The 24018-nt window shown below is 71.4% G+C and carries 24 protein-coding genes; 14 read left to right on the top strand and 10 right to left on the bottom strand.

The window, feature by feature from the left end; all coding sequences use genetic code 11:
- Positions 1-5: 5 nt before the first annotated feature.
- Positions 6-395, bottom strand: a complete 390-nt coding sequence (locus BFN33_RS32960; RefSeq protein ID WP_069763826.1) for a ribonuclease domain-containing protein — start codon at positions 393-395, stop codon at positions 6-8.
- A 139-nt stretch (positions 396-534) separates the two neighbouring features.
- Entirely contained in the window at positions 535-993 is a 459-nt protein-coding gene (locus BFN33_RS32955) for a hypothetical protein (RefSeq protein ID WP_069763825.1), read from the bottom strand.
- 151 nt (positions 994-1144) lie between these two features.
- Here BFN33_RS32955 and BFN33_RS32950 point away from each other — a divergent pair, with 151 nt between their 5' ends.
- Positions 1145-1900 carry an SDR family oxidoreductase gene (locus tag BFN33_RS32950; RefSeq protein ID WP_176742518.1) on the top strand — a complete coding sequence of 252 codons (756 nt, stop codon included), beginning with the start codon at positions 1145-1147 and terminating at the stop codon, positions 1898-1900.
- A gap of 173 nt (positions 1901-2073) precedes the next feature.
- On the opposite strand, the gene alc is transcribed toward BFN33_RS32950, so the two are convergent.
- Positions 2074-3189 (bottom strand): allantoicase, encoded by a 1116-nt coding sequence (gene alc, locus BFN33_RS32945; RefSeq protein ID WP_069763850.1) that lies wholly within the window; start codon positions 3187-3189, stop codon positions 2074-2076.
- A gap of 38 nt (positions 3190-3227) precedes the next feature.
- Positions 3228-4565, bottom strand: coding sequence for an allantoinase AllB (gene allB, locus BFN33_RS32940; protein WP_069763824.1), 1338 nt, complete (start codon positions 4563-4565; stop codon positions 3228-3230).
- Between the two features lie 263 nt (positions 4566-4828).
- Between allB and BFN33_RS32935 the strand changes: the two genes are divergently transcribed.
- On the top strand, positions 4829-5623 hold the full coding sequence (locus tag BFN33_RS32935) for an IclR family transcriptional regulator (protein WP_069763823.1): 795 nt from the start codon (positions 4829-4831) through the stop codon (positions 5621-5623).
- 163 nt (positions 5624-5786) lie between these two features.
- Here BFN33_RS32935 and BFN33_RS32930 read toward each other — a convergent pair whose 3' ends face one another.
- Positions 5787-6071, bottom strand: a complete 285-nt coding sequence (locus tag BFN33_RS32930) for a DUF5955 family protein (protein WP_176742517.1) — start codon at positions 6069-6071, stop codon at positions 5787-5789.
- A 205-nt stretch (positions 6072-6276) separates the two neighbouring features.
- On the opposite strand from BFN33_RS32930, the gene BFN33_RS32925 reads away from it, so the two are divergent.
- The gene (locus BFN33_RS32925) at positions 6277-6876 is read left to right on the top strand and encodes an NTP transferase domain-containing protein (RefSeq protein WP_069763821.1); all 600 of its coding nucleotides are present in this window, start codon (positions 6277-6279) and stop codon (positions 6874-6876) included.
- 184 nt (positions 6877-7060) lie between these two features.
- On the top strand, positions 7061-8695 hold the full coding sequence (gene aceB / locus BFN33_RS32920; protein WP_069763820.1) for a malate synthase A: 1635 nt from the start codon (positions 7061-7063) through the stop codon (positions 8693-8695).
- On the opposite strand, the gene BFN33_RS32915 is transcribed toward aceB, so the two are convergent.
- The 3 genes from BFN33_RS32915 to BFN33_RS32905 are packed head-to-tail and all read right to left on the bottom strand — an operon-like array spanning position 8685 to position 11445.
- On the bottom strand, positions 8685-8996 hold the full coding sequence (locus BFN33_RS32915; protein ID WP_069763819.1) for a SelT/SelW/SelH family protein: 312 nt from the start codon (positions 8994-8996) through the stop codon (positions 8685-8687). The two genes, aceB and BFN33_RS32915, sit on opposite strands and share 11 nt — an antisense overlap.
- Entirely contained in the window at positions 8993-9898 is a 906-nt protein-coding gene (locus tag BFN33_RS32910) for a HipA family kinase (RefSeq protein WP_069763818.1), read from the bottom strand. The genes BFN33_RS32915 and BFN33_RS32910 overlap by 4 nt, the downstream gene beginning before the upstream one ends.
- 50 nt (positions 9899-9948) lie before the next feature.
- Complete coding sequence (locus tag BFN33_RS32905; protein WP_069763817.1) at positions 9949-11445, bottom strand: IucA/IucC family protein; 1497 nt, start codon at positions 11443-11445, stop codon at positions 9949-9951.
- 92 nt (positions 11446-11537) lie between these two features.
- On the opposite strand from BFN33_RS32905, the gene BFN33_RS32900 reads away from it, so the two are divergent.
- The 3 genes from BFN33_RS32900 to BFN33_RS32890 are packed head-to-tail and all read left to right on the top strand — an operon-like array spanning position 11538 to position 15145.
- Positions 11538-13022 (top strand): IucA/IucC family protein, encoded by a 1485-nt coding sequence (locus BFN33_RS32900; RefSeq protein ID WP_069763816.1) that lies wholly within the window; start codon positions 11538-11540, stop codon positions 13020-13022.
- Between the two features lie 45 nt (positions 13023-13067).
- On the top strand, positions 13068-14333 hold the full coding sequence (locus tag BFN33_RS32895) for a VWA domain-containing protein (protein ID WP_069763815.1): 1266 nt from the start codon (positions 13068-13070) through the stop codon (positions 14331-14333).
- Entirely contained in the window at positions 14333-15145 is an 813-nt protein-coding gene (locus tag BFN33_RS32890) for a hypothetical protein (RefSeq protein WP_069763814.1), read from the top strand. Before BFN33_RS32895 ends, BFN33_RS32890 begins: the two co-directional genes overlap by 1 nt.
- 172 nt (positions 15146-15317) lie before the next feature.
- Here the strand turns inward: BFN33_RS32890 and BFN33_RS32885 are convergent, their stop codons facing one another.
- A complete protein-coding gene (locus BFN33_RS32885) occupies positions 15318-15944 on the bottom strand; it encodes a winged helix-turn-helix transcriptional regulator (protein WP_069763813.1) in 627 nt (208 codons plus the stop codon).
- An 87-nt stretch (positions 15945-16031) separates the two neighbouring features.
- Between BFN33_RS32885 and BFN33_RS32880 the strand changes: the two genes are divergently transcribed.
- From BFN33_RS32880 to BFN33_RS32855, 6 genes are all read left to right on the top strand, one after another.
- On the top strand, positions 16032-17240 hold the full coding sequence (locus BFN33_RS32880; RefSeq protein WP_069763812.1) for a pyridoxal phosphate-dependent aminotransferase: 1209 nt from the start codon (positions 16032-16034) through the stop codon (positions 17238-17240).
- Between the two features lie 102 nt (positions 17241-17342).
- Positions 17343-19655, top strand: a complete 2313-nt coding sequence (locus tag BFN33_RS32875; protein WP_069763849.1) for a hypothetical protein — start codon at positions 17343-17345, stop codon at positions 19653-19655.
- Positions 19656-19664: 9 nt separating this feature from the next.
- The gene (locus tag BFN33_RS32870) at positions 19665-20060 is read left to right on the top strand and encodes a hypothetical protein (protein ID WP_069763811.1); all 396 of its coding nucleotides are present in this window, start codon (positions 19665-19667) and stop codon (positions 20058-20060) included.
- A 112-nt stretch (positions 20061-20172) separates the two neighbouring features.
- The gene (locus BFN33_RS32865) at positions 20173-20772 is read left to right on the top strand and encodes a histidine phosphatase family protein (RefSeq protein ID WP_069763810.1); all 600 of its coding nucleotides are present in this window, start codon (positions 20173-20175) and stop codon (positions 20770-20772) included.
- Between the two features lie 70 nt (positions 20773-20842).
- On the top strand, positions 20843-21478 hold the full coding sequence (locus BFN33_RS32860) for a hypothetical protein (RefSeq protein ID WP_069763809.1): 636 nt from the start codon (positions 20843-20845) through the stop codon (positions 21476-21478).
- A 55-nt stretch (positions 21479-21533) separates the two neighbouring features.
- Positions 21534-21950, top strand: coding sequence for a thioesterase family protein (locus BFN33_RS32855; RefSeq protein WP_069763808.1), 417 nt, complete (start codon positions 21534-21536; stop codon positions 21948-21950).
- Position 21951: 1 nt separating this feature from the next.
- On the opposite strand, the gene BFN33_RS32850 is transcribed toward BFN33_RS32855, so the two are convergent.
- Complete coding sequence (locus tag BFN33_RS32850) at positions 21952-22347, bottom strand: helix-turn-helix domain-containing protein (RefSeq protein ID WP_069763807.1); 396 nt, start codon at positions 22345-22347, stop codon at positions 21952-21954.
- A 110-nt stretch (positions 22348-22457) separates the two neighbouring features.
- On the opposite strand from BFN33_RS32850, the gene BFN33_RS32845 reads away from it, so the two are divergent.
- Positions 22458-23888 (top strand): MFS transporter, encoded by a 1431-nt coding sequence (locus BFN33_RS32845; RefSeq protein ID WP_069763806.1) that lies wholly within the window; start codon positions 22458-22460, stop codon positions 23886-23888.
- Positions 23889-24018 lie beyond the last annotated feature (130 nt).

Here is a 24018-nt window from a genome sequence, read left to right as displayed (position 1 = left end):
GGGGCTCAGCAGCCGTAGTTGACCAGGTTGAACGTGGCGTAGTGGTCCGCCGTGTAGTAGTCCTCCCGGGTCTTCTGACCGGTGACGATCCGGCGCGCCCCGCGCGTGGAGGAACCCGGCGTGATCACCGTGTACTCGTGGTAGTAGCCGGTCGACTGGCTCGGCAGGACGCCTTCCCGGTTCTGGAAGACACTGTCGTCCTGCGAGTAGGGGTAGGGGCCGCCCTGCTCGATCAGGTCCAGGGTGTCGTACGCCTGGGAGGGCAGCTTGGTGTAACAGATGCTGCCGACCGCGGCGGCCGCCGGGGTTGCGGTGGTGACGGCGCCACCGACGAGGAGAGCGGACAGGACGGCGGCAGCGGCGCCGATACGAGTGATCCGTGGGGGGAATCTCATGCCCTCATGATGACGCGCGTAGACAGTGGCATGTCAATGACAACTGAGGAGATTTTCCCGTCAAGTCCGATGAGTTTTCGGGGAGTTAACCTGCCACCCGGAGCCTTCACGCGGGCCATGGCCGGGGGCACGGCATGGATCAGGACTGGCTGCGGAGCTGTTCGATCCGTAGGGAGAAACTGTGGAACGCGCTCTCGACGTCGATGGCTTCGGTGAGGCTGCTTCCCGACTTGCCGGCCTTGGCGTTGCGCACGCAGTGCGAAGCGGCCGTGTCGAGCCGGTCGAGCGCCTCTTTCCAGGAGGTCTGGGCAATGTCGTCCGGCAGTTCGCCGTAGGCCCTGGCCGCCTTCACGTCGTCGAGCACCTGACCGCACTGTGAAGCGACGGTGGGGTCCGAGCCGACCGGATCGCTCACCTGAATCAGGGTGGTCACGTCCTTGGCTATGGCGGTCATGTGCTTCTGACCGCCCTTCTCGGACCAGCTCGCCAAGGTCTCCTTGCCGTCGGAGCAGCTTGCCAGGGTGGTGAGCAGCAGGGCCGCGCCGGCCGAGACGAGAACGCCTCGTACGGCGGGACGCGCGCTGACCGACAGGTTCATGGGGTGCACCTTTTCTTCACATGAGGATGATCCATGGTCTCGAGCCACAGCCCTGGACGCGTCGGCAGAATTACTGACTCCTCTACGTAGGTCGTCATGGCTGAGGTCGGTGTCCGAGCGCCGCCAGCGTTCCCGGGTCCGGGCCGGTGGGATGGACGTCATGACAACGACTTACGGAACTCTGAACGGCAAGGTCGCGCTCGTCACCGGGGGCAGCCGGGGGATCGGGGCGGCCACGGCGGTGCGGCTGGCGCGGGAGGGCGCGGATGTGGCCGTCACGTACGTGGACGGCAAGGAGACGGCATCGGACGTCGTACGGCGGGTCGAGGCGCTGGGGCGGCGGGCCGTCGCCCTGCGCGCGGACTCCGCGGACGCGGAGGAGGCGGCGGGGGCGGTTCTCCGTACGGCGGAGGCGCTCGGTGGGCTGGATGTGCTGGTGAACAACGCCGGCGTGGGGGTGCTCGGTCCGCTGGGCGAGCTGTCCCTCGCGGAGGTCGACCGGGTGCTGGCCGTCAACGTGCGCGGGGTGTTTCTGGCCTCTCAGGCGGCGGCCGCGCGGATGCGGGACGGGGGGCGGATCATCACGATCGGCAGCTGTATGACCCAGCGGGTGCCGGGTCCCGGCGGGACCCTGTACGCGACGAGCAAGTCGGCGCTGACCGGGCTGACGAAGGCCCTCGCGCGGGAGCTGGGGCCACGGGGAATCACCGCGAACATCGTGCATCCCGGGCCTACGGACACCGACATGAACCCGGCGGACGGGCCGTTCGCGGCGGGGCAGGCCGCGATGACCGCGGTGGGGCGGTTCGGGACGGCGGAGGAAGTGGCGTCGATGGTGGCGTATCTGGCGGACGCCGCGTACGTCACCGGTGCGGAGTTCTCCGTGGACGGGGGACACGCGGCGTGAGGTAGCCGCCTCTTCTTCTCGCCCCGCCGCCCCTACCCGTGCGCCCCCGGGGGGGCCCACCGCGGGCCCCCGGCGGTGTACGGCCACGCTCGGGGGGCGGAGGCGGCGCGGCGGGCGTCGCTGGGGCCACCCGCCGCCGCGTGCCCCGGGGCGTTCCCACCGGGGCATCCGCCTCAGCCGCCCAGCTCCTGGTGCCTCGCCGACAGCGCCGCCGCGCCGCTCTCCGTCAGCGAGCCGAACAGCCGCAGCCGCGAGATACCCCCGTCCGGGAAGATGTCCACGCGCGCGTGCGTGCCCACCGTCGGCGTCGGGAGCACGAAGCGGTGGTTCGTGTCGGGCTGGAGGCGCGTGCGCGGGAGGATCTCCTGCCAGTCGCCGTCCTCGCCGTCGCGGACCGACACCGATGCCCAGCCCGCGCTGTTCCCCTTCAGATACGCCGTGTCGATCTCGATCGCGCGGATCTGGGACTGGGCCACCAGCCGGTAGCGGATCCAGTCGTTTCCCTGGTCACGGCGGCGGCGGGTCTCCCAGCCGTCGTCCATCTTGCGGGAGCGCCCCGGCTGGATGGTGTTCGACGCCGGGGAGTAGAAGAGGTTGGACGCGTCCTCCGCGCGGCCGCCGTTCTCCAGGGCGACCACGTCGAAGGTGCCGAGGATCTCCAGCCACGCGGGGTCCGGGACGACCTCGCCGTACACGCGCAGGCGGGCGATGCCTCCGTCGGGGTGCTGGTTGACCCGCAGGTGCGTGAAGCGCTGTTCCAGCGACACGGAGAAGCCGTTCGCCGCATGGCCGCCGACCGGCGTCCGCGGAACGAGCGTCGTCCACTTCACGTCGTCGCCCAGCAGCTCCTCCGGCGACGGGGAGCCTGGCACGGACGCGCCTTCGACCGACACCGCCTGCGGGTAGTTGCCGCGGAAGTGCGCCGTGTCGACCACGATCCCCCGGATCACGCCGGGCGCGCCCAGGCGTACCAGCGCCCAGTCGTGGTCCTCCGCCGTCGGCCAGGGGTGTTCGGTCGAGGCGCCCCGGCGGCGCCGCGTCTCCCAGCCGTCCATGATCTTGCCCTTGTGCCCGAAGTGCTCGGGGTCGAACTCGGCCCGCCCGGGCATCAGCAGGTTCTCGCGCTGGGCGAAGAACTCGTCGTTGGCGGCGATGACTCCGGCGCCGAGCGTCCGTGCGGCGAGGTCGGCGTACTGGGTGAAGGGGAAGTCGGCGGTGCGGTAGTCCGCGTACGGGTCACCGCCGCCGTACGGTTTCGCGTCGCCGGTGAAGCTGGGAATCGCCGTCACGTACATGTGCCTCTCTGGAGTGGGCCGGTGCGGGTGGATCAGGGCTTGCGGGTGAGAAGTTGACCCTTGGGAGACGTGAACTCGCCGTCCGCCACGATGCGTTCGCCGCGCAGCCAGGTCGACTTCACGACGCCGTACAGGGTCTTGCCCGCGTAGGCCGTGACCCGGTTGCGGTGCTGGAGGGCCGCCGGGTCCACGGTGAAGGTCTCGTCGGGCGCGAGGACCGCGAAGTCGGCGTCGCGGCCGGCCTCGATGGCGCCCTTGCGGTCCAGGCCGACCAGTTGGGACGTCCGCTCGGACATCCAGCGCACGACGTCCTCCAGCGAGTGACCGCGCCGCCGGGCCTCCGTCCAGACCGCCGCCAGGCTCAGCTGAAGGCCCGAGATGCCGCCCCACGCGGTGGCGAAGTCGTCCGTCTTCAGGTCGGCCGTGGACGGCGAGTGGTCGGTGACCACGCAGTCGATGGTGCCGTCGGCCAGCGCCTGCCACAGCAGGTCCTGGTTGGCGGACTCACGGATGGGCGGGCAGCACTTGAACTCGCTGGCGCCGTCCGGCACTTCCTCGGCGGTGAGGGTGAGGTAGTGCGGGCAGGTCTCGACCGTGACGCGGACGCCCTCCGCCTTGGCCCGGGCGATCAGCGGCAGGGCGTCGGACGACGACAGGTGAAGCACGTGCACGCGCGCGTCGAGCCGCTTCGCCTGGGCGATGAGCTGGGCGATCGCCGTGTCCTCGGCGTCGCGCGGACGGGACGCCAGAAAGTCCGCGTACCTCGGACCGGCCTGCTGCGGGGCGGCCTCCAGGTGGTGCGGGTCCTCGGCGTGCACGATCAGCAGGCCGCCGAAGGAGGCGATCTCGGCCAGCGACCTTGCGAGCCCGTCCTGGTCGAGATGCGGGAACTCGTCCACGCCGGACGGGGACAGGAACGCCTTGAAGCCGAAGACACCCGACTCGTGCAGCGGACGCAGGTCCTTGACGTTGTCGGGCACCGCGCCGCCCCAGAAGCCGACGTCGATGTGGGCCTTGTCGGCGGCGACCTCCTGCTTGGTACGGAGATGGTCGACCGTCGTCGTGGGCGGGAGGGAGTTGAGCGGCATGTCGACGAGGGTGGTGATGCCGCCGGCCGCCGCCGCGCGCGTGGCGGTCCAGAAGCCCTCCCACTCGGTGCGGCCGGGGTCGTTGACGTGCACATGGGTGTCGACGAGGCCGGGCAGCAGGACGTCGTCGCCGAGGTCCTCCAGGCGGGCGTCCCCTGGGACGGGAGCCTCGTACGGCAGCACGGCCGTGATCCTCCCGTCGGCGACCGCGACCGACGCGGCCCGCGTCCCCTCGGGCGTGATGACGCGCGTGGAGCGCAGCACCAGTTCAGTGTCGGACACCCGGACCCCTCTCTGCCGCCGTTAACTTCCGCGTAACGGAATTCAACTTTCTGTTGAAGGAGTCTTCACTCCCGGTCGAGCGCCGTCAAGGGCACACTTCCCCACAGCGCACCCTGCGCCAGCGCTCTGGACGTTTCCACAAAGCGGAATTAGAATTCCAGCAAGCAGAACGTAGCTATGCACCAGCAGGTAGTCAACCGACTGCCGGGTAGGCTTCTGCCCTCCTGCCCAGACCCGAAAGGCAGCTCCGAAAGGAACGCGCCGTGCCGACGTCCAGCGCCAGCACCACCGACTCCGCCAAGTCCGCCGGCGGCGGGGTCCAGTCCCTCGAGCGCGCCTTCGATCTGCTGGAGCGGATGGCGGACGCGGGCGGAGAAGTCGGACTGAGCGAACTGTCCGCGAGCAGCGGGCTGCCGTTGCCCACCATCCACCGCCTGATGCGGACACTCGTCTCCTGCGGATACGTCCGCCAGCAGGCCAACCGGCGCTACGCCCTCGGCCCGCGCCTGATCCGCCTCGGCGAGTCGGCCTCCCGGCTGCTCGGCACATGGGCCCGCCCCTACCTCGCCCGTCTGGTCGAGGAGACCGGCGAGACGGCCAACATGGCGCTGCTCGACGGGGACGAGATCGTCTACGTCGCGCAGGTGCCGTCGAAGCACTCGATGCGGATGTTCACCGAGGTCGGCCGGCGCGTCCTGCCGCACTCCACGGGCGTCGGCAAGGCCCTGCTCGCCCACACCCCCGACGACGAGGTCCGCGCCCTGCTCGCCAGGACCGGCATGCCGGCCGCGACGGAGAAGACGATCACCACGCCGGACGGTTTCCTCGCGGCCCTCAAGGAAGTGCGCGGCCAGGGCTACGCGGTCGACGACAACGAGCAGGAGATCGGCGTCCGCTGCCTCGCGGTCTCGGTGCCCAACTCCCCCACGGCTGCCGCCATTTCGATCTCCGGACCGGCGGGGCGAGTCACGGAGGTTGCCACGGAGAAGATCGTCCCGGTGCTCCAGCAGGTCGCCTCGGAACTGTCACAGGCGCTGGCCAGCCAGAACCCGGCGTGAGGGCCCGGCACGGAGCACGCTCGGCGCGCTGACCGGCGAGGGGCCTGACCGTCGAGGCCGCGGGCCAGGGTGAGCGGATCGCGACGCTGCCGTGCGTCCTCGAGGTCCGGGCTCCCGCCGTCCGTGGGGCGTCCGAGCCGCAGCGCGCAGGGGCCTCCACCGACTAGTGCCGCGGCTCCCTGAACAACTCCACCGCGTTGCGTACGTCGGTCAGTCCCCGCGACAACGCGCTCACCGATCCGATCGCCCCCGCGATCAGCAGCAACGACCGTCGCAGGCGCGGGATTTCGGGCGTTCCGTGGATCGCCATGGCGGCCAGCGCGGCGAGTTCGTCCTCGGCGATGCCCCGATCGGGGAACTCGGCCGGGTGCGCGGCGAGTTCGCGGCGCAACCGGGACACCGCGGTCCGCAGTTCCGCCACTCTCGGATCGTTGTCGCTGCCGGTCACTGGCCTCTGTCCCAAGCTCCGCAACACAGCTCTCCCCCTCGCACACCTTCGTACGCCCCAGCACCGTGAAGCCCCGTCGGCGTTGGTCAGGCCCCGAGGGACGCGGGTCAGTAAACGCCACGCAGGGCGCCGCGCGCCACCGTACGGACCGAAATTCAGCCCGTGGAAACCCGGCACACCCCGGCACGTCAGGTATGCAGGACGCATGACGGAGAACGAACAGCAGGTCGCCGGACTGCTCCTGGCCGCGGGTGGCGGACGACGGCTCGGCGGGCGGCCCAAGGCGCTGCTCGAACACCGGGGCCGCCCGCTCGTCGAACACGCGGTCGGTGTCCTGCGCGCGGCCGGCTGCACCCGCGTGCACGTGGTCCTGGGGGCCGCCGCGGCGGCCGTACGGGAGCGGGCGGAGCTCGGTGACTGCGTGCTCGTGGAGAACCCGGAGTGGGCCGAGGGCATGGGGTCGTCGCTGCGGGCCGGGCTGGACTCGCTCACCGGAACGGCAGCGCGGGCCGCGCTGGTCTCGCTCGTCGACCAGCCCGGCATCGGGGCGGAGGCGGTGCGCCGGGTGCTCGCCGCGTACGAGGGCGAGGCCTCGCTCGTCTCGGCCGCCTACGAGGGGGTACGCGGCCATCCCGTCCTCCTCGGCGCCGCGCACTGGGCCGGGATCACCGCGACTGCGACCGGGGACCGGGGGGCACGCGCCTACCTGAAGGAGCACGAGGACGCCATCACGTTCGTCGAGTGCGCGGACGTGGCCGAGCCGTACGACATCGACACGGCAGCCGACCTGACACACCTTGAGTGAGCACACTGGCACTGAGCGCCACATTGGCTCGACTCGGAGAATCTCGACATCAACAAACCATTGAACTTCCACGATGAGGAAACTAGTATCCACTGCTCAGAAGCGTCCTCCTCCCGTGCAGGGCGCCGCTCGCGTACCCGGTTCGACTGGCACCCGGTGCCACCGCTGAAGGAAGTGACAGCTCATGTCCGCACCAGCGCCGTCCCCGCTGGCCATCGTCGACGCCGAGCCGCTGCCGCGGCAGGAGGAGGTCCTCACCGAGGCGGCCCTCGCCTTCGTGGCCGAGCTGCACCGCCGGTTCACGCCACGGCGTGACGAGCTCCTCGCCCGCCGCGCCGAGCGGCGCGCCGAGATCGCCCGCACCTCCACGCTCGACTTCCTCCCGGAGACCGCCGCGATCCGCGCGGACGACTCCTGGAAGGTGGCCCCCTCCCCCGCGGCCCTGGACGACCGCAGGGTCGAGATCACCGGCCCCACCGACCGCAAGATGACCATCAACGCCCTGAACTCCGGCGCCCGGGTGTGGCTCGCGGACTTCGAGGACGCCTCGGCGCCGACCTGGGAGAACGTCGTCCTCGGGCAGGTCAATCTGGCCGACGCGTACACCCGGAACATCGACTTCACGGATGAGGGGTCCGGCAAGTCGTACGCGCTCAAGGCCGACGAGGAGCTCGCCACGGTCGTCATGCGCCCGCGCGGCTGGCACCTGAACGAACGCCACCTGGTCGACGCGAACGGCGCCCAGGTCCCGGGCGCACTCGTCGACTTCGGCCTGTACTTCTTCCACAACGCCCAGCGTCTTCTGGACCTCGGCAAGGGCCCGTACTTCTATCTCCCGAAGACGGAGTCGCACCTGGAGGCCCGCCTCTGGAACGACGTGTTCGTCTTCGCGCAGGAGTACACCGGCATCCCGCAGGGCACCGTCCGCGCGACCGTGCTGATCGAGACGATCACGGCGGCGTACGAGATGGAGGAGATCCTCTACGAACTCCGCGACCACGCCTCGGGGTTGAACGCCGGCCGCTGGGACTACCTGTTCTCCATCGTCAAGAACTTCCGTGACGGCGGAACGAAGTTCGTCCTGCCGGACCGCAACGCGGTCACGATGACGGCCCCGTTCATGCGCGCGTACACCGAACTCCTCGTCCGCACCTGCCACAAGCGCGGCGCGCACGCGATCGGCGGCATGGCGGCCTTCATCCCGTCCCGCCGGGACGCCGAGGTCAACAAGGTGGCCTTCGAGAAGGTCCGCGCCGACAAGGACCGCGAGGCAGGCGACGGCTTCGACGGCTCCTGGGTCGCCCACCCCGACCTGGTCCCGATCGCCATGGAGTGCTTCGACAAGGTCCTCGGCGACAAGCCGAACCAGAAGGACCGGCTGCGCGAGGACGTCCACGTCGAGGCGGCCGACCTCATCGCGATCGACTCGCTTGAGGCCAGGCCGACCTACGACGGCCTCGTGAACGCCGTCCAGGTCGGTATCCGTTACATCGAGGCCTGGCTGCGCGGGCTCGGCGCGGTCGCCATCTTCAACCTCATGGAGGACGCGGCCACCGCCGAGATCTCCCGCTCGCAGATCTGGCAGTGGATCAACGCGGGCGTCGAGTTCGAGCACGCGGGAAACACCGTGAAGGCCACGCCGGAGCTGGCCCGCGAGGTCGCCGCCGAGGAGCTCGCGAACATCCGCGCCGAGCTGGGCGCGGAGGCGTTCGCCGCCGGTCACTGGCAGCAGGCCCATGACCTGCTGCTGGAGGTCTCGCTGGACGAGAACTACGCGGACTTCCTCACCCTGCCGGCGTACGAGCAGCTCAAGGGCTGACATCCTCCTGCGAGGCCTTGTCCGAGTGGCCCAGGGACTTCCCCGGGGCCACTCGGTCGCGTACGGCCTGCTTGACCGCCGTGGGCTCCGGGAAACCCTGCTCGCGGCGGTCCCAGACGACCTCGTCGCCGACCCGGACGACGAAGATCCCGCCCTTGCCGGGCTTCAGGGCCAGTTCCGTCAGCTCGGTCTCGAAGGTCGTGAGCAGTTCCTGTGCCAGCCAGGCCGCGCGCGGCAGCCAGCGGCACTGGGTGCAGTACTCGATCTCGACCCGCCGGGGGTCCGAGGGAAGCTCCGTCATCCGAGGTGCACCGACCAATCCTGTTCCGCGGCCGGTTTGCCGTGCAGGTCGGGCACCCGCTTCAGCCAGTTGGGCCGGCCTTCCTGTGTCTTCGCCGCGCGGAGAGCCTCCTCGGCGGCGAGTTCCTCCCGGGTGGGAAAGTCGGTGGGCAGCCATGCCGCGGAGGCCCGCACGCGCGCGTGGAGGTACGCCACATAGGCCTCGCGTGCCTCGTCCGGGGTCGCGAAGCCGGTGAGCCAGGCGTCGGGGACAGCCGCCGTGACCTCGTGCAGGACGTCGAGAGTGACCTTGGGCGCCAGTTCCGCGTCGGCGGCGTGGACGTCCGGGCCGTAGTGGCCGAGGGCGTGATGGCGGAAGTCGTAGGCCTTCGACGGGTCCGTGCCCTCCCAGCGGTGGTGGAAGACGAGGGCCGCACCGTGGTCGATCAGCCACAGTCGCGGGGGTGCGATGCCGAGCGTCGGCCAGATCATCAGGTTGGAGCTGTGGACCGTACGGTCGACGTTCACGGTGAGCGCGTCGAGCCAGACGATACGGCCGGCCTCCACCGGGTCGACCGGGAACGTCCTGGCCACCTCGGGCGTGAAGTCACGGGCGCCCGGCAGATAGTCCATGCCGAGGTTGAGGCCCGCGCTGGCGCTGTGGAGCTCGCGTACCTCCTGGTGCGGCTCGCTGTCGGCGATCCGCGGGTCGAAGTGCACGAGGACCAGCTCGGGAAAGCGCAGCCCCAGCGCCCGCGCCAGCTCACCGACGATCACTTCGGCGACCAGCGCCTTGCGGCCCTGCGCGGAACCGGTGAACTTCACGACGTAGGTGCCCAGGTCGTCGGCCTCGAAGACGCCGGGGACGGAGCCCCCGGACCTCAGCGGGGTCACGTATCGAACAGCAGTCACGTCGCGCAGCACACCGGCCAGGGTATGTCAGTGCTCACCCGGCCGGTCTCGTCCGGACGGGCTCACCCGGCCAGCGGATTCGGCAGCGGCAGGTAGCGGGCGTCCGCGCCGTCCGCGCCCGTCCAGCGCAGCAGCAGGTTGGTCTTGCCGGGGAGGGCGGGCGCGGTGAGCAGGGCGGCGGCTTCCGGGAGGTCGTGGCGGGCCAGTTCGCGGCGGGCGGCGGGCCAGGGGGCGAAGCCGGGGTGGCGTTCGGCGAGGGCCGCGGCGATCTCGCACAGATGGTTCACGACCAGGCAGTACACCAGCCGCTCCCAGCCGGCCGCGCGCGGGACGTCCGTCAGCAGCTTCACGCCCTCGGCGTCCCGGAACAGCGCCTGCACGGGCGTGCCGTCGGCGTCCACGGCGACCAGGGTGTTCTGCAGATGTGCCTCGAGTACGACGCCGTGGTCGGCGAAGGCCGCGAGGGCGGGCGGGACGACCACGCCCAGATAGGCCTCCCACCAGGCCGCCGGATCCGCGGTGCCGTCGAGCGGGCTGCCCTCGAAGCCCTCCACCAGGGCCGCGGCGAGCAGCGGGGTCGCCCCGGGACGCACATGCTCGTGCAGGCCGTCGCGGACCAGGACGGCGAGTTCCTCGAAGGCGAAGTCGGCGGTGCGGAAGCCGCGGTCGCTCAACCAGGCGGCCGAGCCGGGGCCCGCGGCGAAGGCTCGCGCTGCCGCTTCATCCGTACGGCGGAGTTTGAGCAGGTCGTGGCGCCAGAGCCGGCGGATGTCGTTCGTGATGCGGACGTCGAGACTGAACTTGAGGAAGAGATCCTGAGTGGGCGCGTACACCGTGCGGACCGCCGCCGTCGGCCAGGTCTCGAACCCGGTCGTGCCGAGCCGGATGAGCCTGCCGTCCTCCAATGCCTCCGTGCAGGACACCAGGTCCAGCTGCCACGGATGGGCAGGCAGCAGCCGGTAGCCGGGCGGCGCCTCGCCCAGCGTGTCGAGGGCCGAGGTGTCGCCCTCCTCGACGACGGTGTCCTCGCGCAGCCCGAGCAGGACCAGCGGGAAACGGGCATGGGCCTCGGGGGCGTACGGCAGCCAGGCGGCGACGGGGCCGCCGCCGCGGGCTTTGGGAGCGGGGTGGTACGGGTGGCCGGTGACGAGGCACTGCTCGGAGCGCAGATACGGGTCGCCGGGCGCCGCGACCCGGTCCCGTGCCGTGAGCAGGGCGGCCACCGCGTCCCGGCTGTCGATCATCTCGGCGGGCAGTTCGTCGTTGGACACGCCGGTGTGCCGGGTCAGTTCCTCGGCGACGAGCTTCACGAGTTCGGTGTGACCGATGCGCCGCCAGCCGCCCGCGGCGTACACCTCGGGCTCGGCGGGCCGCCGCTCGCCGCGCACCCTGAGCAGTCTCCCGCCGGGGAGCCGGTACACCGGGCGCTCGCCGGGTTCCGGGAGCGGCTCGGCCACCTCGCGCAACAGGCAGTTGAGCAGGGGTGCGGCCGCGTACGCGTCGGCGCGGTGCGCGACGTCGATGCCGGCCGGCGGGGGCGGGAGGTCCACGCGATCCACTCGTTCTCTACGGTTCATCTGGGGCGATGACGATCAGTATGTCTGTCCTCACCGCCCCACCGTGACACCGGTCGTACCCGAGGAGCCCGCCCGTGCACCGTCCCTCCGCCGCCGAGGCCGACTTCGCCGAAGAGCTGGCCGTCCTGCGCCCCGACCTCGCGGCGCGGTACACGGCCGAGCTGCCCGGCGCCCGCGCGGCCGTGCTGTCCCGGCTGTGGCGTGGGCTCGCGCACGAGCCGCTGCCCTGGGTCACCGGCCGGGAGGCGGGCCGGGAGGGGCTCGCCCTGCGCCTCACGGACGGCCGCAGGCTGCACGGCCCGCACCCGGACCCGTTCGCGACCGCCGCCCACACCACCGTCGTGCGGCTCGACGAGGTCGCCCACGACGATCCGGCGCGTCTGATGACCGCGCTCGGCGTACCGCACGGTGCCGATTTCGCGGGTGAACTCGCCGACAGCGTCGCGTCGTTGGCGCTGTCGAGGGCGGGACAACCCGTCCGCCCGGAAGCGTCGCCGGTGCGCGACTGGGAGTGGGAGCAGCGGGTGGTCGACGGGCACCCCTATCACCCCAACTGCCGTTCCCGGCCGGGCTTCTCGGTGGCCGAGCACCTGGCCTACGGGCCCGAGCACCGGCCGCTGGTACGGCTGGGGTTGGTGCCGGTACCGGCGGACGAGTGCCTGGTGACGGGCGCGTGGCCGTCGCATCTGCGGGACGGGGAGCGGCTGTTGCTGCCGGTGCATCCGTGGCAGTCGGAGCATGTGCTGAAGCGGCCCGTCACCGAAGGCGTCGACGCCCATCCGCTGATGTCCCTGCGCACCCTCGCCCTGACCGACGGACCGCACGTCAAGACCGCGTTGAGCACACGGCTCACATCCTCGGTGCGGGACATCTCCGTCTACTCGATCAGCATGTCGGCGACCCTCTCACGGTTCGCGGAGACGGTGGCGGAGCGCATGGACGGCCTCCTGCACTTCACCCGCACCCTGGGTGCGGTGACGGCCAACTCTCCCGACTTGGCCGCCGTGTTGCGCGAGTCCCCTCAGCTGTACGGGGACCGGGTCCTGCCGGTGGCCGCCCTTGCCACCACCGGGCTGCCCCAGTCCCCCGCCTGGCTGGCGGAGTTCGCCCGGCTGTCCCTCACGGTCGGACTGCGCCTGCTGGAGTTCGGCATCGCCCTGGAGGCACACGGCCAGAACCTCCTCGTCGTCCTGTCCGAGTCGGGCGCACCGGTGCGCCTGGTCTACCGGGACCTGGCCGACATCCGGATCAGCCCGGCCAGGCTCGCACGGCACGGCATCCCGCTCCCCGCACTGTCCGGGCGGCTGGTCACGGACGACGTGACGGCCCTGCGGCGCAAGCTGTTCGGCTCCCTGGTGGCCGGAGCCCTCGCGGGTACGGCGGGTTCGGCCACGGCGTTGCGAGGAGCGCTGGAGACGGCCGTACGACAGCTGCCGCGCACCCCCGATCTGGCCGCGCTGCTCGAACAGCCGCTGCCCGCGAAGGCGTTGACCTTGATGCGGCTGTCGCCGGGGACGCCGGGCGACCAGTGGACGGAGCTGCCCAACCCCCTTCTCTGAGCGGCCGTTTTGGAGCCCGGCGCACCTGATCAATAGGATCCGGCGATGATCACAAGAAAACGGCGGGTGGCAGGAGTGTGCGCCCTGCTCGCCGCCCTGACTGCGGGGATCGCCTTCCCGGTCGCGGCGGTCGCCGGTGAACCCACCGGCCAGGCCGCACCCCAGGTCGATCTCGTCCTCGACGTGAGCGGCTCGATGCGGACGGCGGACATCGACGGCGGCACCCGGATGGCGGCGGCGAAGCAGGCCTTCAACGAGGTGCTGGACGCGACGCCCGAGGAGGTGCAGCTCGGCATCCGAACCCTGGGCGCCAACTACCCGGGCGACAACCAGAAGACGGGCTGCAAGGACACCGCACAACTCTACCCGGTCAGCACGCTGGACCGCACCGAGGCCAAGACGCAGGTGGCGACCCTGTCCCCCACCGGCTGGACACCGATCGGCCCCGCGCTGCTGAAGTCCGCCGACGACTTCACCGACGGCGCCTCCTCCAAGCGGATCGTGCTGATCAGCGACGGCGAGGACACCTGCGCCCCGCTCGACCCGTGCGAGGTGGCCCGCGAGATCGCCGCCAAGGGCATCGGGCTGACCATCGACACCCTCGGTCTGGTCCCGAACACGAAGATGCGGCAGCAGTTGAGCTGCATCGCGGAGGCGACCGGCGGTACCTACACCTCGGTCGAGCACGCCGACGAACTCACCGACAAGGTCAACCAGTTGGTGGACCGCGCCGCCGACCCGGTGGTGACACCGGTGGCCACCGAGGGCGCCGGTTCCTGCGCCACGGCGCCCACGCTGAAGTCGGGTCTGTACACCGACCGTGAGGAGTTCACCCAGCAGCGCTGGTACCGGGTGGACGTGGACCCGGGCCAGGAGCTGCGGGCCTCGGTGAGCGTGGGAGCCGACCGGGCCGTGAACCCCTCGTACGGGGTGCTGCTGCGGGCGGTCACCGTGCACGGACGCGAGATAGTGCGCGGCGAGGCGGGCGGCAACGGCCGTACGGATGTGATCGCCACGGGACTTCGCTACCCGAAGGCGGACACCGATGACGAGGACGCGGCTGCGGAGACCGTCTGTCTCCAGGTCACCAACTCCTTCTCGGCGGCCGCTGGGGTGAAGACCACCCCGGGTCTGCCGCTGGAGCTGACCGTCGATGTCGTGGACGGGCCGTCGCAGGCGAGTGACGTGGCCTCCTTCGGCCTCGGGCGCGGCTGGTGGCTGCTCGGCGCACTGATCCTCGTCGGCTTCGTCGCCGGTCTGCTGTGGGGTTGGCTGTCGCGCTGGCGGCTCGCGGTCTGGAGGACCAACTGATGCGGATCACACGCGCGTTGAGCGCTTCCCTGCTGATGCTCGGGCTGGCCGTCGCGCCGGCCGCGGCCGACTCCTCGCCGACACCGTCGGATTCGGCCTCGGCGGACAGCGACGCGCCCACCCAGGCGGGCACGTCCTTCCGTACGGCGACGGAAATCGAGCAGGGTACGACGGCCACGGCGAGCGGCTCCGCGGGTGACTACCTGTACTGGTCGTTCCCCGCGGACGCCGGCCAGCGGCCCACCGTCGAGGCGACGGTGAAACTGCCCGAGGCCCACGCCGCCCAGACGTGGCAGATCGACGTGTACGACGGTCTGCGGCGCCGCCAGTCCTGCCAGTACGGCGCGCAGACGCGCACCGCCGCCGCGGACACCCCCTCGGTGGCGCTGGCCTGCACCCTGCGCACGGTCCGCGCCTGGTCGGAGACCTGGGCCAACGACCCGTTGCCGGGCACGTACTACGTCCGGCTGACGGCCGTCGGTCTCACCACGGCCGACCTGGGTCTCCCGGTCGGCACCGAGGTCCGGGTCGGCTCCAAGGACATCGGCGGCTCGGCCGCGGTGGACGGTTCGCTGGCGGAGCCGCTGGTGCCGGGCATCGCGGTCAAGTCCAAGGCGGAGGACGACGGCTCGAAGGACTCCTCCGCCGTGCTGTCCGCCATCGAGCCCGAGGACGGCTGGTCCTCCGGCTGGTGGTCCGACCGGTGGGTGTGGACCGCGATCGGCGGCGCGCTCGCCGCGCTGGCCGGGGTCGGCGGGTACACGCTGACCCGCGGATCGGGGCGGCCCTCCCGGATACCGCCGGGCGCCTGACGGCTCGTCGAGAAGGCCCGCTCCGGCGGGCCTTCTCCGTTCACGCCTCCTGCAACGCCCCGGCGACCGCGCCGTCCCCGGCCACCTCGACCAGGCCCGGACGACCTCCCCAGGCGCCCGCCCGACACCTGACGACCCGCCGAGAAGGCCCCCTCCGGCGGGCCCTCTCCGTTCACGCCTCCCGTAGCCCCTTGGCGATCGTGCCGTCCCCGGTGACCTCTACCCGGCCGTCGCGGACCGCGTCCGCCAGGCTCAACTCGCCCCGGCCGACGGCCACCCAGGTATCCGAGTTCAGGACCAGCCGGACGTCGGGCTCACGGGGGGCCGGCCCCTCGCCGTACGCGGGACCGTCCTGGGCGCCGACGTACACATGGAAGTCCCCCTCCTCCAGGCGCACTTCGACGAGCCCCTCCCCCTCAAGCGCGCGCAGCAGGGGCAGCGCGAACCAGTGCGCGCGTACCGCGTCGGTGGGCCGTCGGGCGCCGAGATCCGGGCCGCCCCAGGTGCCGAGGGCTTGGAGCACCGGCAGCAACTCGCGTCCGCGGGCGGTGAGTTCGTAGACGAAGGCCGCTCCGGGCGGCGGGAGCCGGCGCCGGGTGGTCAGTCCGTCGCGCTCCATGTCCTTCAGCCGTGAGGCGAGTACGTCCGTGCTCACGCCCGGCAGGTCGGCGTGCAGGTCCGTGTAACGGCGCGGCCCCGACAGCAGTTCCCGGACGATCAGCAGCGTCCATCGGTCGCCCACCACGTCGAGGGCGCGGGCCGCGGAACAGTACTGGTCGTAGCTTCGGCGAGGTGACATGCGACGCAGTCTAGACAAGTTGTTGGACTTTCCAAGCTCCCACTTGGTAAAACCAAGCAACACCCGAACCCGGAGAGGCGGCAGCGCATGGAGTTCCGGCAGTCGAGCAAGCTCAGCGAGGTCTGTTACGAGATCCGCGGCCCGGTGATCGAGCACGCCGACGCACTGGAGGAGGCGGGCCACAGCGTGCTGCGCCTCAACACCGGAAACCCCGCGCTGTTCGGCTTCGAGGCGCCGGAGGAGATCCTCCAGGACATGATCCGGATGCTCCCGCAGGCGCACGGCTACACCGACTCCCGAGGCATCCTCTCCGCTCGCCGCGCGGTCGCCCAGCGCTACCAGACCCTGGGCCTGGAGGTCGACGTCGACGACGTCTTCCTCGGCAACGGCATTTCCGAACTGATCTCGATGGCCGTACAGGCGCTGGTCGAGGACGGCGACGAAATCCTCATCCCCGCCCCCGACTTCCCCCTCTGGACGGCGGTGACGACCCTCGCGGGCGGCAAGGCGGTCCACTACCTCTGCGACGAACAGGCCGACTGGTACCCGGACCTGGACGACATGGCGTCGAAGATCACGGACCGCACCAAGGCCGTGGTCATCATCAACCCGAACAACCCCACCGGCGCGGTCTACCCGAAGGAGATCATCGAGGGCATCCTCGACCTCGCCCGCCGGCACGGCCTGATGGTCTTCGCCGACGAGATCTACGACCAGATCCTGTACGACGACGCCGTGCACCACTCCGTCGCCGCCCTCGCCCCCGATCTGGTCGTGCTGACCTTCTGCGGTCTGTCGAAGACGTACCGGGTGGCCGGCTTCCGCTCGGGCTGGCTGGTGATCACCGGCCCCAAGCAGCACGCCAAGAGCTACCTCGAGGGCCTGACCATGCTGGCCTCCATGCGGCTGTGCGCCAACGCGCCGGCGCAGTACGCCATCCAGGCCGCGCTGGGCGGCCGCCAGTCCATCCACGACCTGACCGCGCCCGGCGGACGCCTGTACGAACAGCGCACCGTGGCCTGGGAGAAGCTCAACGAGATCCCCGGCGTCTCGTGTGTGAAGCCGAAGGGCTCGCTGTACGCCTTCCCGCGTCTCGACCCCAAGGTCCACAAGATCCACGACGACGAGAAGTTCGTCCTGGACCTGTTGTTGCAGGAGAAGATCCAGGTCGTCCAGGGCACCGGCTTCAACTGGCCGACCCCGGACCACTTCCGCATCCTGACGCTGCCTCACGCACAGGATCTGGAGGCGGCGATCGGGCGGATCGGGCGGTTCCTGAGCGGGTACCGGCAGTAGCTGGTGGTGCGGACGGGGTTCACGGGCGGGGAGAGCGGGGATGCCATGGAGTGCGGCCCCTGATTCCGGGGCCGGGGGGACCGGGGGATGGGGGAACCCCAGATGTACCTGCCTCGTCGGCGTGCGTCGGGCGCACGCCCGTCCTTACGCGGCCGTCTCGCGCTGCTGGTCCTGCTCGTGGTGCTCGCGGGCAGCCCGTGGGTGCAGCGGCCGCTCTCGGACTACTACAGCGAGAAGTTCTACATACAGCTGTCCGACGACAAGATCCTGCGCCGGCTCGTGGAGGCCGCGTTCCTGCCCCGCTGGGAGGTCTCCTCCGAGCGGTACGGCGGCACGTCCTCGCTGGTCGTGAACGACCTCGCCGTCCTGGTCCTGCTCGTGGCACTCGTCTTCTTCGCCAGGCGGCTGTCGGTCCGCGGGGCGGCGGGCCTGCTCCGCTGCCTCGTCGCCGGCGTGCTGGCGTCGGCGCTGGCCAACCTGACGTGGTGGGGCCTGCACGAGGCCTTCGTCGACAACGTGGTGCTCACACCGGCCGACAGCCTGGTGAAGGACCTGCTGCGCAGCGCCCTCCTCTTCGGCCTGGCGGTCGGCGCGCTGCTCGCCCTCCTGACCGCCGGTCCGCCGGGAAGGGTCACTACGGGCTCCGTCGGCGCCGCGAAGGCGCCGCTCCGCCGCTGGAGAGAGGGAGGGCCCGGCATGACGACCGCGCCGGTCCACATGCCGGTCGGGAGCGCTCCGGGTGACGTCACCCGGTATCTGTGCGCCGCGGCCTACGTGGACGAAGGATTCGCCGACCGTGTGGTGGAGGACGTCCTGGCCGACGAGGCGGGCGCGGTGGCCGCCTCTCCCGAAGTCGACCTGGTGACCGTCGTACGGCACTGTCTGACGGCACAGCAGATGCGGCACCGCAGGGATCAGCGCCTGACGGGCGCGTTCGCCCTCGTGGCCGTCTTCGCGCCCCTGTGGCTGCTCTATGTCACGTTGTTCCTGTCGACCACCCGACAGGTGGGCGGCCGGCCGAGCCTGGCCACCCGCGGCCGGCACCAGCCCGAGGGCAGGGTGCTGGTGGGCACGGCTGTCGCCGCGGGCGTCGCGGTGGTCCTGGCCTTCGCTCTCGGTGTGGCCGTCTCGTCGCTGCCCGCCCCCGCGTTCGTCAGCTGGCTGCTGGGCTCCTATCTGGCCGGGGTGCCGGCCGTGCTGGTGTCCGTCACGGCGGTGGCTCTCGCGTACGTGACGGTCGTACGCCATGATCTCGCCGTCGACCGGCTGCTGCGCACGACCATGACCCGTGAGGCGTTCGCCCGGCAGCCCCGCCCGACGGTGCCGCCGCGGAAGTGGATGGCCCAGCGGCTGGCCGCCATCCGGGAGGCGCAGGACGGGAACGTCACGGTCTACAGCGGGTACACGCCCTTCCTCGGCTATGCGCCGGCCGCCTCGCAGTGGGCGCTCGCCGTGCCGCTGCTGCCCGCCGGTGATTCCGTCGGAGGGGTTTCGCGTCCCGGCGGGCCTCAGCCGTTCACCGTCACCGAACTCGTCGACCAGGTACGCGCGCGGCTGTCGGCGACCGCCGCGCGCGGTGTGACGGACGCGGCGGCGAACGGTGAGGCGGCCCTCGGATCCCTGGTCGTGCAGGACCGGGTCTTCGCGAGCGGCACGGCCGTCGGTGACGACGAGCGGTTCATCAGGGCCACGAGTCTCGCCCCGGCCGCCCTGCTGTCGTCCGACCAGGTCGAGCGGATCATGGAGCGCCCGACCGGTGCGGTCCGGCACTGTCTGACGGTCCATGTACCGCTGTGGGGCGGGGACGTGGTGCCGACCGTGTTCCTGCACTTCTCGACCGAGGGCAGAACACTCCACCTGCACTGCAGCAACCACGTGCTCGGCCCGGTGCGAGCCGACTACCACGTGGTGGACCGGCTGCGCGGGCCCCTCTCCCCCGCCGCGCGCCGCGGGCTGCTGCTGGACGCCGTCCCCCGCACCGGAGCTGCCTTCTTCGCCGCCCCCTTCCGGGCGCTGCGGCAGGCCCGCTTCGAGGAACGGCACAGCAGACGCATGGGGGACGAGCTGAAGGCCCTGGAGCAGGACCCGGTCTACGACTTCGGCGCCCGGCTGAGCGTCCGGGAGCTGGCGGTGAGCCCGAACTACCAGAACTACTTCCAGGTCGTGGACGCCGCACGGATCACGTCGCTGGTGGAGCGCCACACCCTGGCCGCGATCCGCGAGTTCCTCGACACCCGCGGGTACGACATCACCGACTTCCGCGCCCAGCAGCAGACCATCCTCAACCAGGGCCTCATCCAGCAGGGCGGCATGAGCATCATCGGCAACCAGGCGATCGGCAGCGGCGCGACCGCCACCCAGACCATCCCGCAGCAGTCCGGCGCGGCCGCCCCCGTCGCCGGTTCCGGAAAGTAGGAGGTCCTGATGACGGGCAGCGACGACCGGCGCCAGGACCCTCCGGTCAACAACGGCCTCATGATCAGCGGCGGCACCCACTACGTCGGCAACCAGGCCGTGGGGCACGGCGCCCGGGCGTTCTCCGGCTCGGTCTCCTTCCAGCCGCCGGACGCCGAGCGTACGGCCGAACTCCTCGCGAACATCGAGCGGCTGATGGAGGAGCACCGGGCGGCCCTCACGGATCCCGACGCGACCAGCAGGGAGCTGCGCCGCCTGCGCGAGGAACTGGCCGAGGCGGAACCGCAGCCGACGGTCCTGCGGCGGGCCCTCGACCGCCTCAACGAGTTCGTGCAGCCGGTGACACCGCTCGTCGTCGCGGTGGGACAGCTCGCGCAGTCGGTGCAGGGACTGCCGGGGCTCTGAGAGGCGCCAAGGCACTGGGGGCTCCGGACAGCGGCCGTCCGGCCCAGTGCGCCCTGCGAACCCCCGGCGCCATGTGGCACGGTGCTGGGAGTCGAGCGGGAAGGGCGCGCGCATGGGTGATCTCTTTCTGGTCCGGCACGGTGAGACCGAGTGGTCGCGGTCCGGGCGGCACACCGGCTGGACGGACGTACCGCTGACCGGACGCGGCCGGGAGGAGGCGCGCCGGCTGGTGCCGCTGATCCGCTCGCACCGCATCGGCGCCGCCTTCGTCAGCCCCCTGCAGCGGGCCCGGGAGACCGCGGAGCTCATCGGGCTGCACGACCTGCGGGTCGACGTCGATCTGCGCGAGTGGGACTACGGCGGCTACGAGGGCGTCACCACCGTCGAGATCCAGCGGGAGCGCCCGGACTGGTTCCTGTTCACCGACGGGGTGGCACCCGGCCCGCCCGAGCACCCCGGGGAAAGCCCGGAGCAGGTCGGCGAACGGGCCGACCGCGTGCTGGCCCGGGTGGACGCGGCGCACGCGAACACCGAAGGCTGCGTGGTGCTGGTGGCGCACGGCCATTTCCTGCGGGTCCTCACCGCCCGCCGGCTCGGGCTGCCGCCGTCGGCCGGGGCGCTGTTCCAGCTGGCGACGGGGACGGTGTGCCGGCTGGGGACGGAGCATGGGCGGCCGGTGATCGCGGGGTGGAATGTCAGACCCGGGTCGTAGTCTTCGAATGGGCTGGTCGCGGGCGCGTCCCGGCCCTTCGACCATGGCCGTTTCCGGGGAGGTGCCCGTCATGACCCGACCGCCCACCGCCGCCCAGCGGCGTGTCATCGACGCCGCCGACCCCGTCACCGGGCGGCTGCGGGGTACCGAGGCCCAGCTGGAGGCGCTGGTCAAGCGCGGCCTGGCCTTCCGGCATCCGCGGCCGCCGCACGATCACTTCCTGACGCCCACCGGACACCGCATACGGGAGACGGTTCCGGAGGAGCCCGAGAAGCCCGCCGAGCAGGCCGCCGACCCCGCCACCGGTGTGTTCGTCGCGCGGGTCGGCGGCACGCAGGAGGCCGCGGACACCGGCCCGGCGCGGGCGCGAGAGGTGCACAGCGCCTGGCAGGGGTTGCTGGAGCTGCGCCGGATGACCAACCCCGACGTGGCCACGGACCGGCCCTGCGGCTGGGAACGCGCCCATCTGGTGCAGGCGGCCGCGCTGGCACTGGAGGCGGCCGGGCACCCGCCGGAAGCGGAAGGCTCCCCCGGCTACCGGGTGCGCGCGACCCCGCAGCCCGAGGCCGTGGCCGTGCACGCACCGGACGGCGAGGCGCTGCGGGCCTGCGCGATCACCCTGGAGGGGGCCGGCTGGCAGGTCGGCGAGTACACGGAACCACGGACCCGGGCCCGGTACCTGCTGGCCTCACCACGCCGGGTGTAGGGGGCACATGTCAGGATCGGGTCCAGCAACTGCCGTGATGTGAGAGGGGATTGACGTGAGCGAGCCGTTTTCCGTGCCGGTGACCGTCCGCGGGTACGAGACGGACGTACAGGGCCACCTCAACCAGAGCGTGTACCTCAACTACGCGGAGCACGCCCGCTGGTCGCTGCTCAGGGCCGCCGGGATCACCCAGGCCGGACTCATCGGCAGCGGGGTGGGTCCGGTGGCGCTGGAGACCACCATCCGCTATCTGCGCGAGCTGCTGGCCGGTGACGAGGTGGAGGTGACCTGCGCCTTCGAGTGGGGCGAGGGCAAGACCTTCCGCATACGGCAGACGATCCGCAAGCAGGACGGCACGGTGGCGGCCGAGATCACCGCGGTCGGCGGCCTGATGAACCTCAAGGAGCGGCGGCTGGTGGCGAACGCGAGCGAAGTCCTCAAGGGGCTGGCCACGGACCCGGGCCTGTTGTAGCTCAGGCCGGTTCCGGTTCGCGCTCGGCGTCGTACTCCGCGCGCGCCTCGGCGATATAGACCCTGTTGCGCTCGGCCCAGTCGGTCAGGCGCTGCAGTGTCTCGTGCAACTCGCGGGCCACCGGGGTGAGTTCGTACTCGACTTTGGGCGGCACCGTCGGGTGCACGGTGCGGGTGACGAGGCCGTCGCGCTCCAGGTTGCGCAGGGTCAGGGTCAGCATGCGGCGGCTGATCCCCTCGATGCTGCGCTCCAACTCGGTGAAGCGGATGGGTCCGTGGGCGGCGGCGACGAGGATCTGCACGCTCCATTTGCCGGAGACCCTGTCAAGAACTTCCCGCACCGGGCACGCGTGCGCGTTCACGACCTGGGCGGTAACACCGGTGTTCCTCTGGGACATCGGACTGCCTCCTTACGCCGTCCTCCATGGTCACTGACCATGTTCCCCGTTACAAGTCGTGCACCTGAGCCACTTGTCGGAACCCACGGAGAATGCGGAGGCCCGCCGCCATGACGGCCGTTGTCGAGACCCCGACGCGAACACCGCACCGAACGTACTCCCGCTGGACGGCCCTCGTCGTCCTGTGCGCGGGAACGCTCATGACGATCCTGGACGGCAATATCGTCACGGTCGCCATGCCGGCCGTCCAGAGCGACCTCGGCTTTTCGGGGCCGGGCCTCGCCTGGGTGGTCAACGCCTATCTGATCCCGTTCGGCGGGCTGCTGTTGCTGGTGGGCCGGCTGGGCGACCTGGTCGGCCGCAAGCGGATGTTCGCGGCGGGGCTGGCCGTGTTCACGGCGGCGTCCGTGCTGTGCGGGGTGGCCACGAGCCAGGGCATGCTGATCGCGGCGCGTGCCCTGCAGGGCGTGGGCGGGGCGATGACCGCGGCCGTGGTCCTCGGCATGCTGGTCGCCCTGTTCCCCGAACCAAGTGAACAGGCCCGTGCGATCGCGGTGTTCAGCGCGGTGGGCGCTGCGGGCGGGGCGCTGGGCACGTTCCTCGGCGGGGCGCTGACGCAGGCCCTGAACTGGCACTGGATCTTCCTGATCAACCTGCCGATCGGGATCGTCGCCCTGCTGGCGGCGGTCCGGGTGCTCGACGCGGAGGACGGCGAAGGTCTTGGCCGGGGTGCGGACTATCCGGGGGCCGCGCTGGTCACCGGGGCGCTGATGCTGACGGTGTACGTGATCGTCGGGTCCGGCGACCACGAGGTGACCACCACGCTCGTCCTGGCCCTGCTCGCCGTCGCCCTGTTCACGGCGTTCACCGTCCGGCAGGCCCGGGCCGCCCGTCCCCTGCTGCGGCTGCGGCTGTTCGGCTCCCGGCTGCTGTCCGGCGCGAACGCCGTCCAGATCCTGATGATCGCCACGATGTACGGCTTCCAGTTCCTCGGGGCGCTGTATGTCCAACGCGTCCTGGGATTCGGCGAGTTGCTCACCGGCACGGCGTTCCTGCCGGCGCCGATCGTCATCGGGGTGCTGATGCTCGGGCTGTCGGCACGGACCATCGGGCGCTTCGGGGCGTACCGGGTGCTGCTGGCGGGGCTCGTGCTCATCGTCGCCGGGATGGCCCTGCTGAGCCGTGCCCCTGCCGACGGCTCCTACCTGGTCGACGTCCTTCCGGTGCTCCTTCTGCTCGCCACCGGGTTCGCCGCCGCGATGCCCGCGCTGACCGGGCTCGCCATGTCGGGGGCTCGCGAGGAGGACGCGGGGCTGGCGTCCGGGTTGTTCAACACCACGCAGGTGGTGGGGGGTTCGCTGGGGCTGGCGGTGCTGTCGGTGCTGGCGGCGGGGCGGACGGAGGGGCTGCTGGAGGGCGGGGCGGGTTTGGTCGCGGCGACGGCGGAGGGGTACCAGTTGGCGTTCCGGGTGGGGACGGTTGTCGCTGTGGGGGCGTTGGGGTTGGCTGCGGTGGTGCTCCGGCCGCGAGGGAAGGTGTGAGCCGCCTTCGGACGTGCCGCGCCCTGCCGTCTCGCGATCGCGGGTACGTCGTGGCTGGTCGCGCAGTTCCCCGCGCCCCTTTGGGGCGCCAGGGGCGCGGGGCTGTATCGATGTGCGGCTCCGCCGCGCG

It is taken from the genome of Streptomyces sp. LUP47B, assembly GCF_001746295.1.
GTDB lineage: Bacteria > Actinomycetota > Actinomycetes > Streptomycetales > Streptomycetaceae > Streptomyces.
This window is presented reverse-complemented; position numbering and strand designations above follow the sequence as displayed.

Bases quoted from the DNA above. Each gene is read 5' to 3' on its own strand.
- BFN33_RS32960 (WP_069763826.1), bottom strand. From the start codon at position 395: ATGAGATTCCCCCCACGGATCACTCGTATCGGCGCCGCTGCCGCCGTC.
- BFN33_RS32955 (WP_069763825.1), bottom strand. From the start codon at position 993: ATGAACCTGTCGGTCAGCGCGCGTCCCGCCGTACGAGGCGTTCTCGTC.
- BFN33_RS32950 (WP_176742518.1), top strand. From the start codon at position 1,145: ATGGACGTCATGACAACGACTTACGGAACTCTGAACGGCAAGGTCGCG.
- BFN33_RS32925 (WP_069763821.1), top strand. From the start codon at position 6,277: ATGACGGAGAACGAACAGCAGGTCGCCGGACTGCTCCTGGCCGCGGGT.
- aceB (WP_069763820.1), top strand. From the start codon at position 7,061: ATGTCCGCACCAGCGCCGTCCCCGCTGGCCATCGTCGACGCCGAGCCG.
- BFN33_RS32915 (WP_069763819.1), bottom strand. From the start codon at position 8,996: ATGACGGAGCTTCCCTCGGACCCCCGGCGGGTCGAGATCGAGTACTGC.
- BFN33_RS32895 (WP_069763815.1), top strand. From the start codon at position 13,068: ATGATCACAAGAAAACGGCGGGTGGCAGGAGTGTGCGCCCTGCTCGCC.
- BFN33_RS32890 (WP_069763814.1), top strand. From the start codon at position 14,333: ATGCGGATCACACGCGCGTTGAGCGCTTCCCTGCTGATGCTCGGGCTG.
- BFN33_RS32885 (WP_069763813.1), bottom strand. From the start codon at position 15,944: ATGTCACCTCGCCGAAGCTACGACCAGTACTGTTCCGCGGCCCGCGCC.
- BFN33_RS32880 (WP_069763812.1), top strand. From the start codon at position 16,032: ATGGAGTTCCGGCAGTCGAGCAAGCTCAGCGAGGTCTGTTACGAGATC.
- BFN33_RS32875 (WP_069763849.1), top strand. From the start codon at position 17,343: ATGTACCTGCCTCGTCGGCGTGCGTCGGGCGCACGCCCGTCCTTACGC.
- BFN33_RS32870 (WP_069763811.1), top strand. From the start codon at position 19,665: ATGACGGGCAGCGACGACCGGCGCCAGGACCCTCCGGTCAACAACGGC.
- BFN33_RS32865 (WP_069763810.1), top strand. From the start codon at position 20,173: ATGGGTGATCTCTTTCTGGTCCGGCACGGTGAGACCGAGTGGTCGCGG.
- BFN33_RS32860 (WP_069763809.1), top strand. From the start codon at position 20,843: ATGACCCGACCGCCCACCGCCGCCCAGCGGCGTGTCATCGACGCCGCC.
- BFN33_RS32850 (WP_069763807.1), bottom strand. From the start codon at position 22,347: ATGTCCCAGAGGAACACCGGTGTTACCGCCCAGGTCGTGAACGCGCAC.
- BFN33_RS32845 (WP_069763806.1), top strand. From the start codon at position 22,458: ATGACGGCCGTTGTCGAGACCCCGACGCGAACACCGCACCGAACGTAC.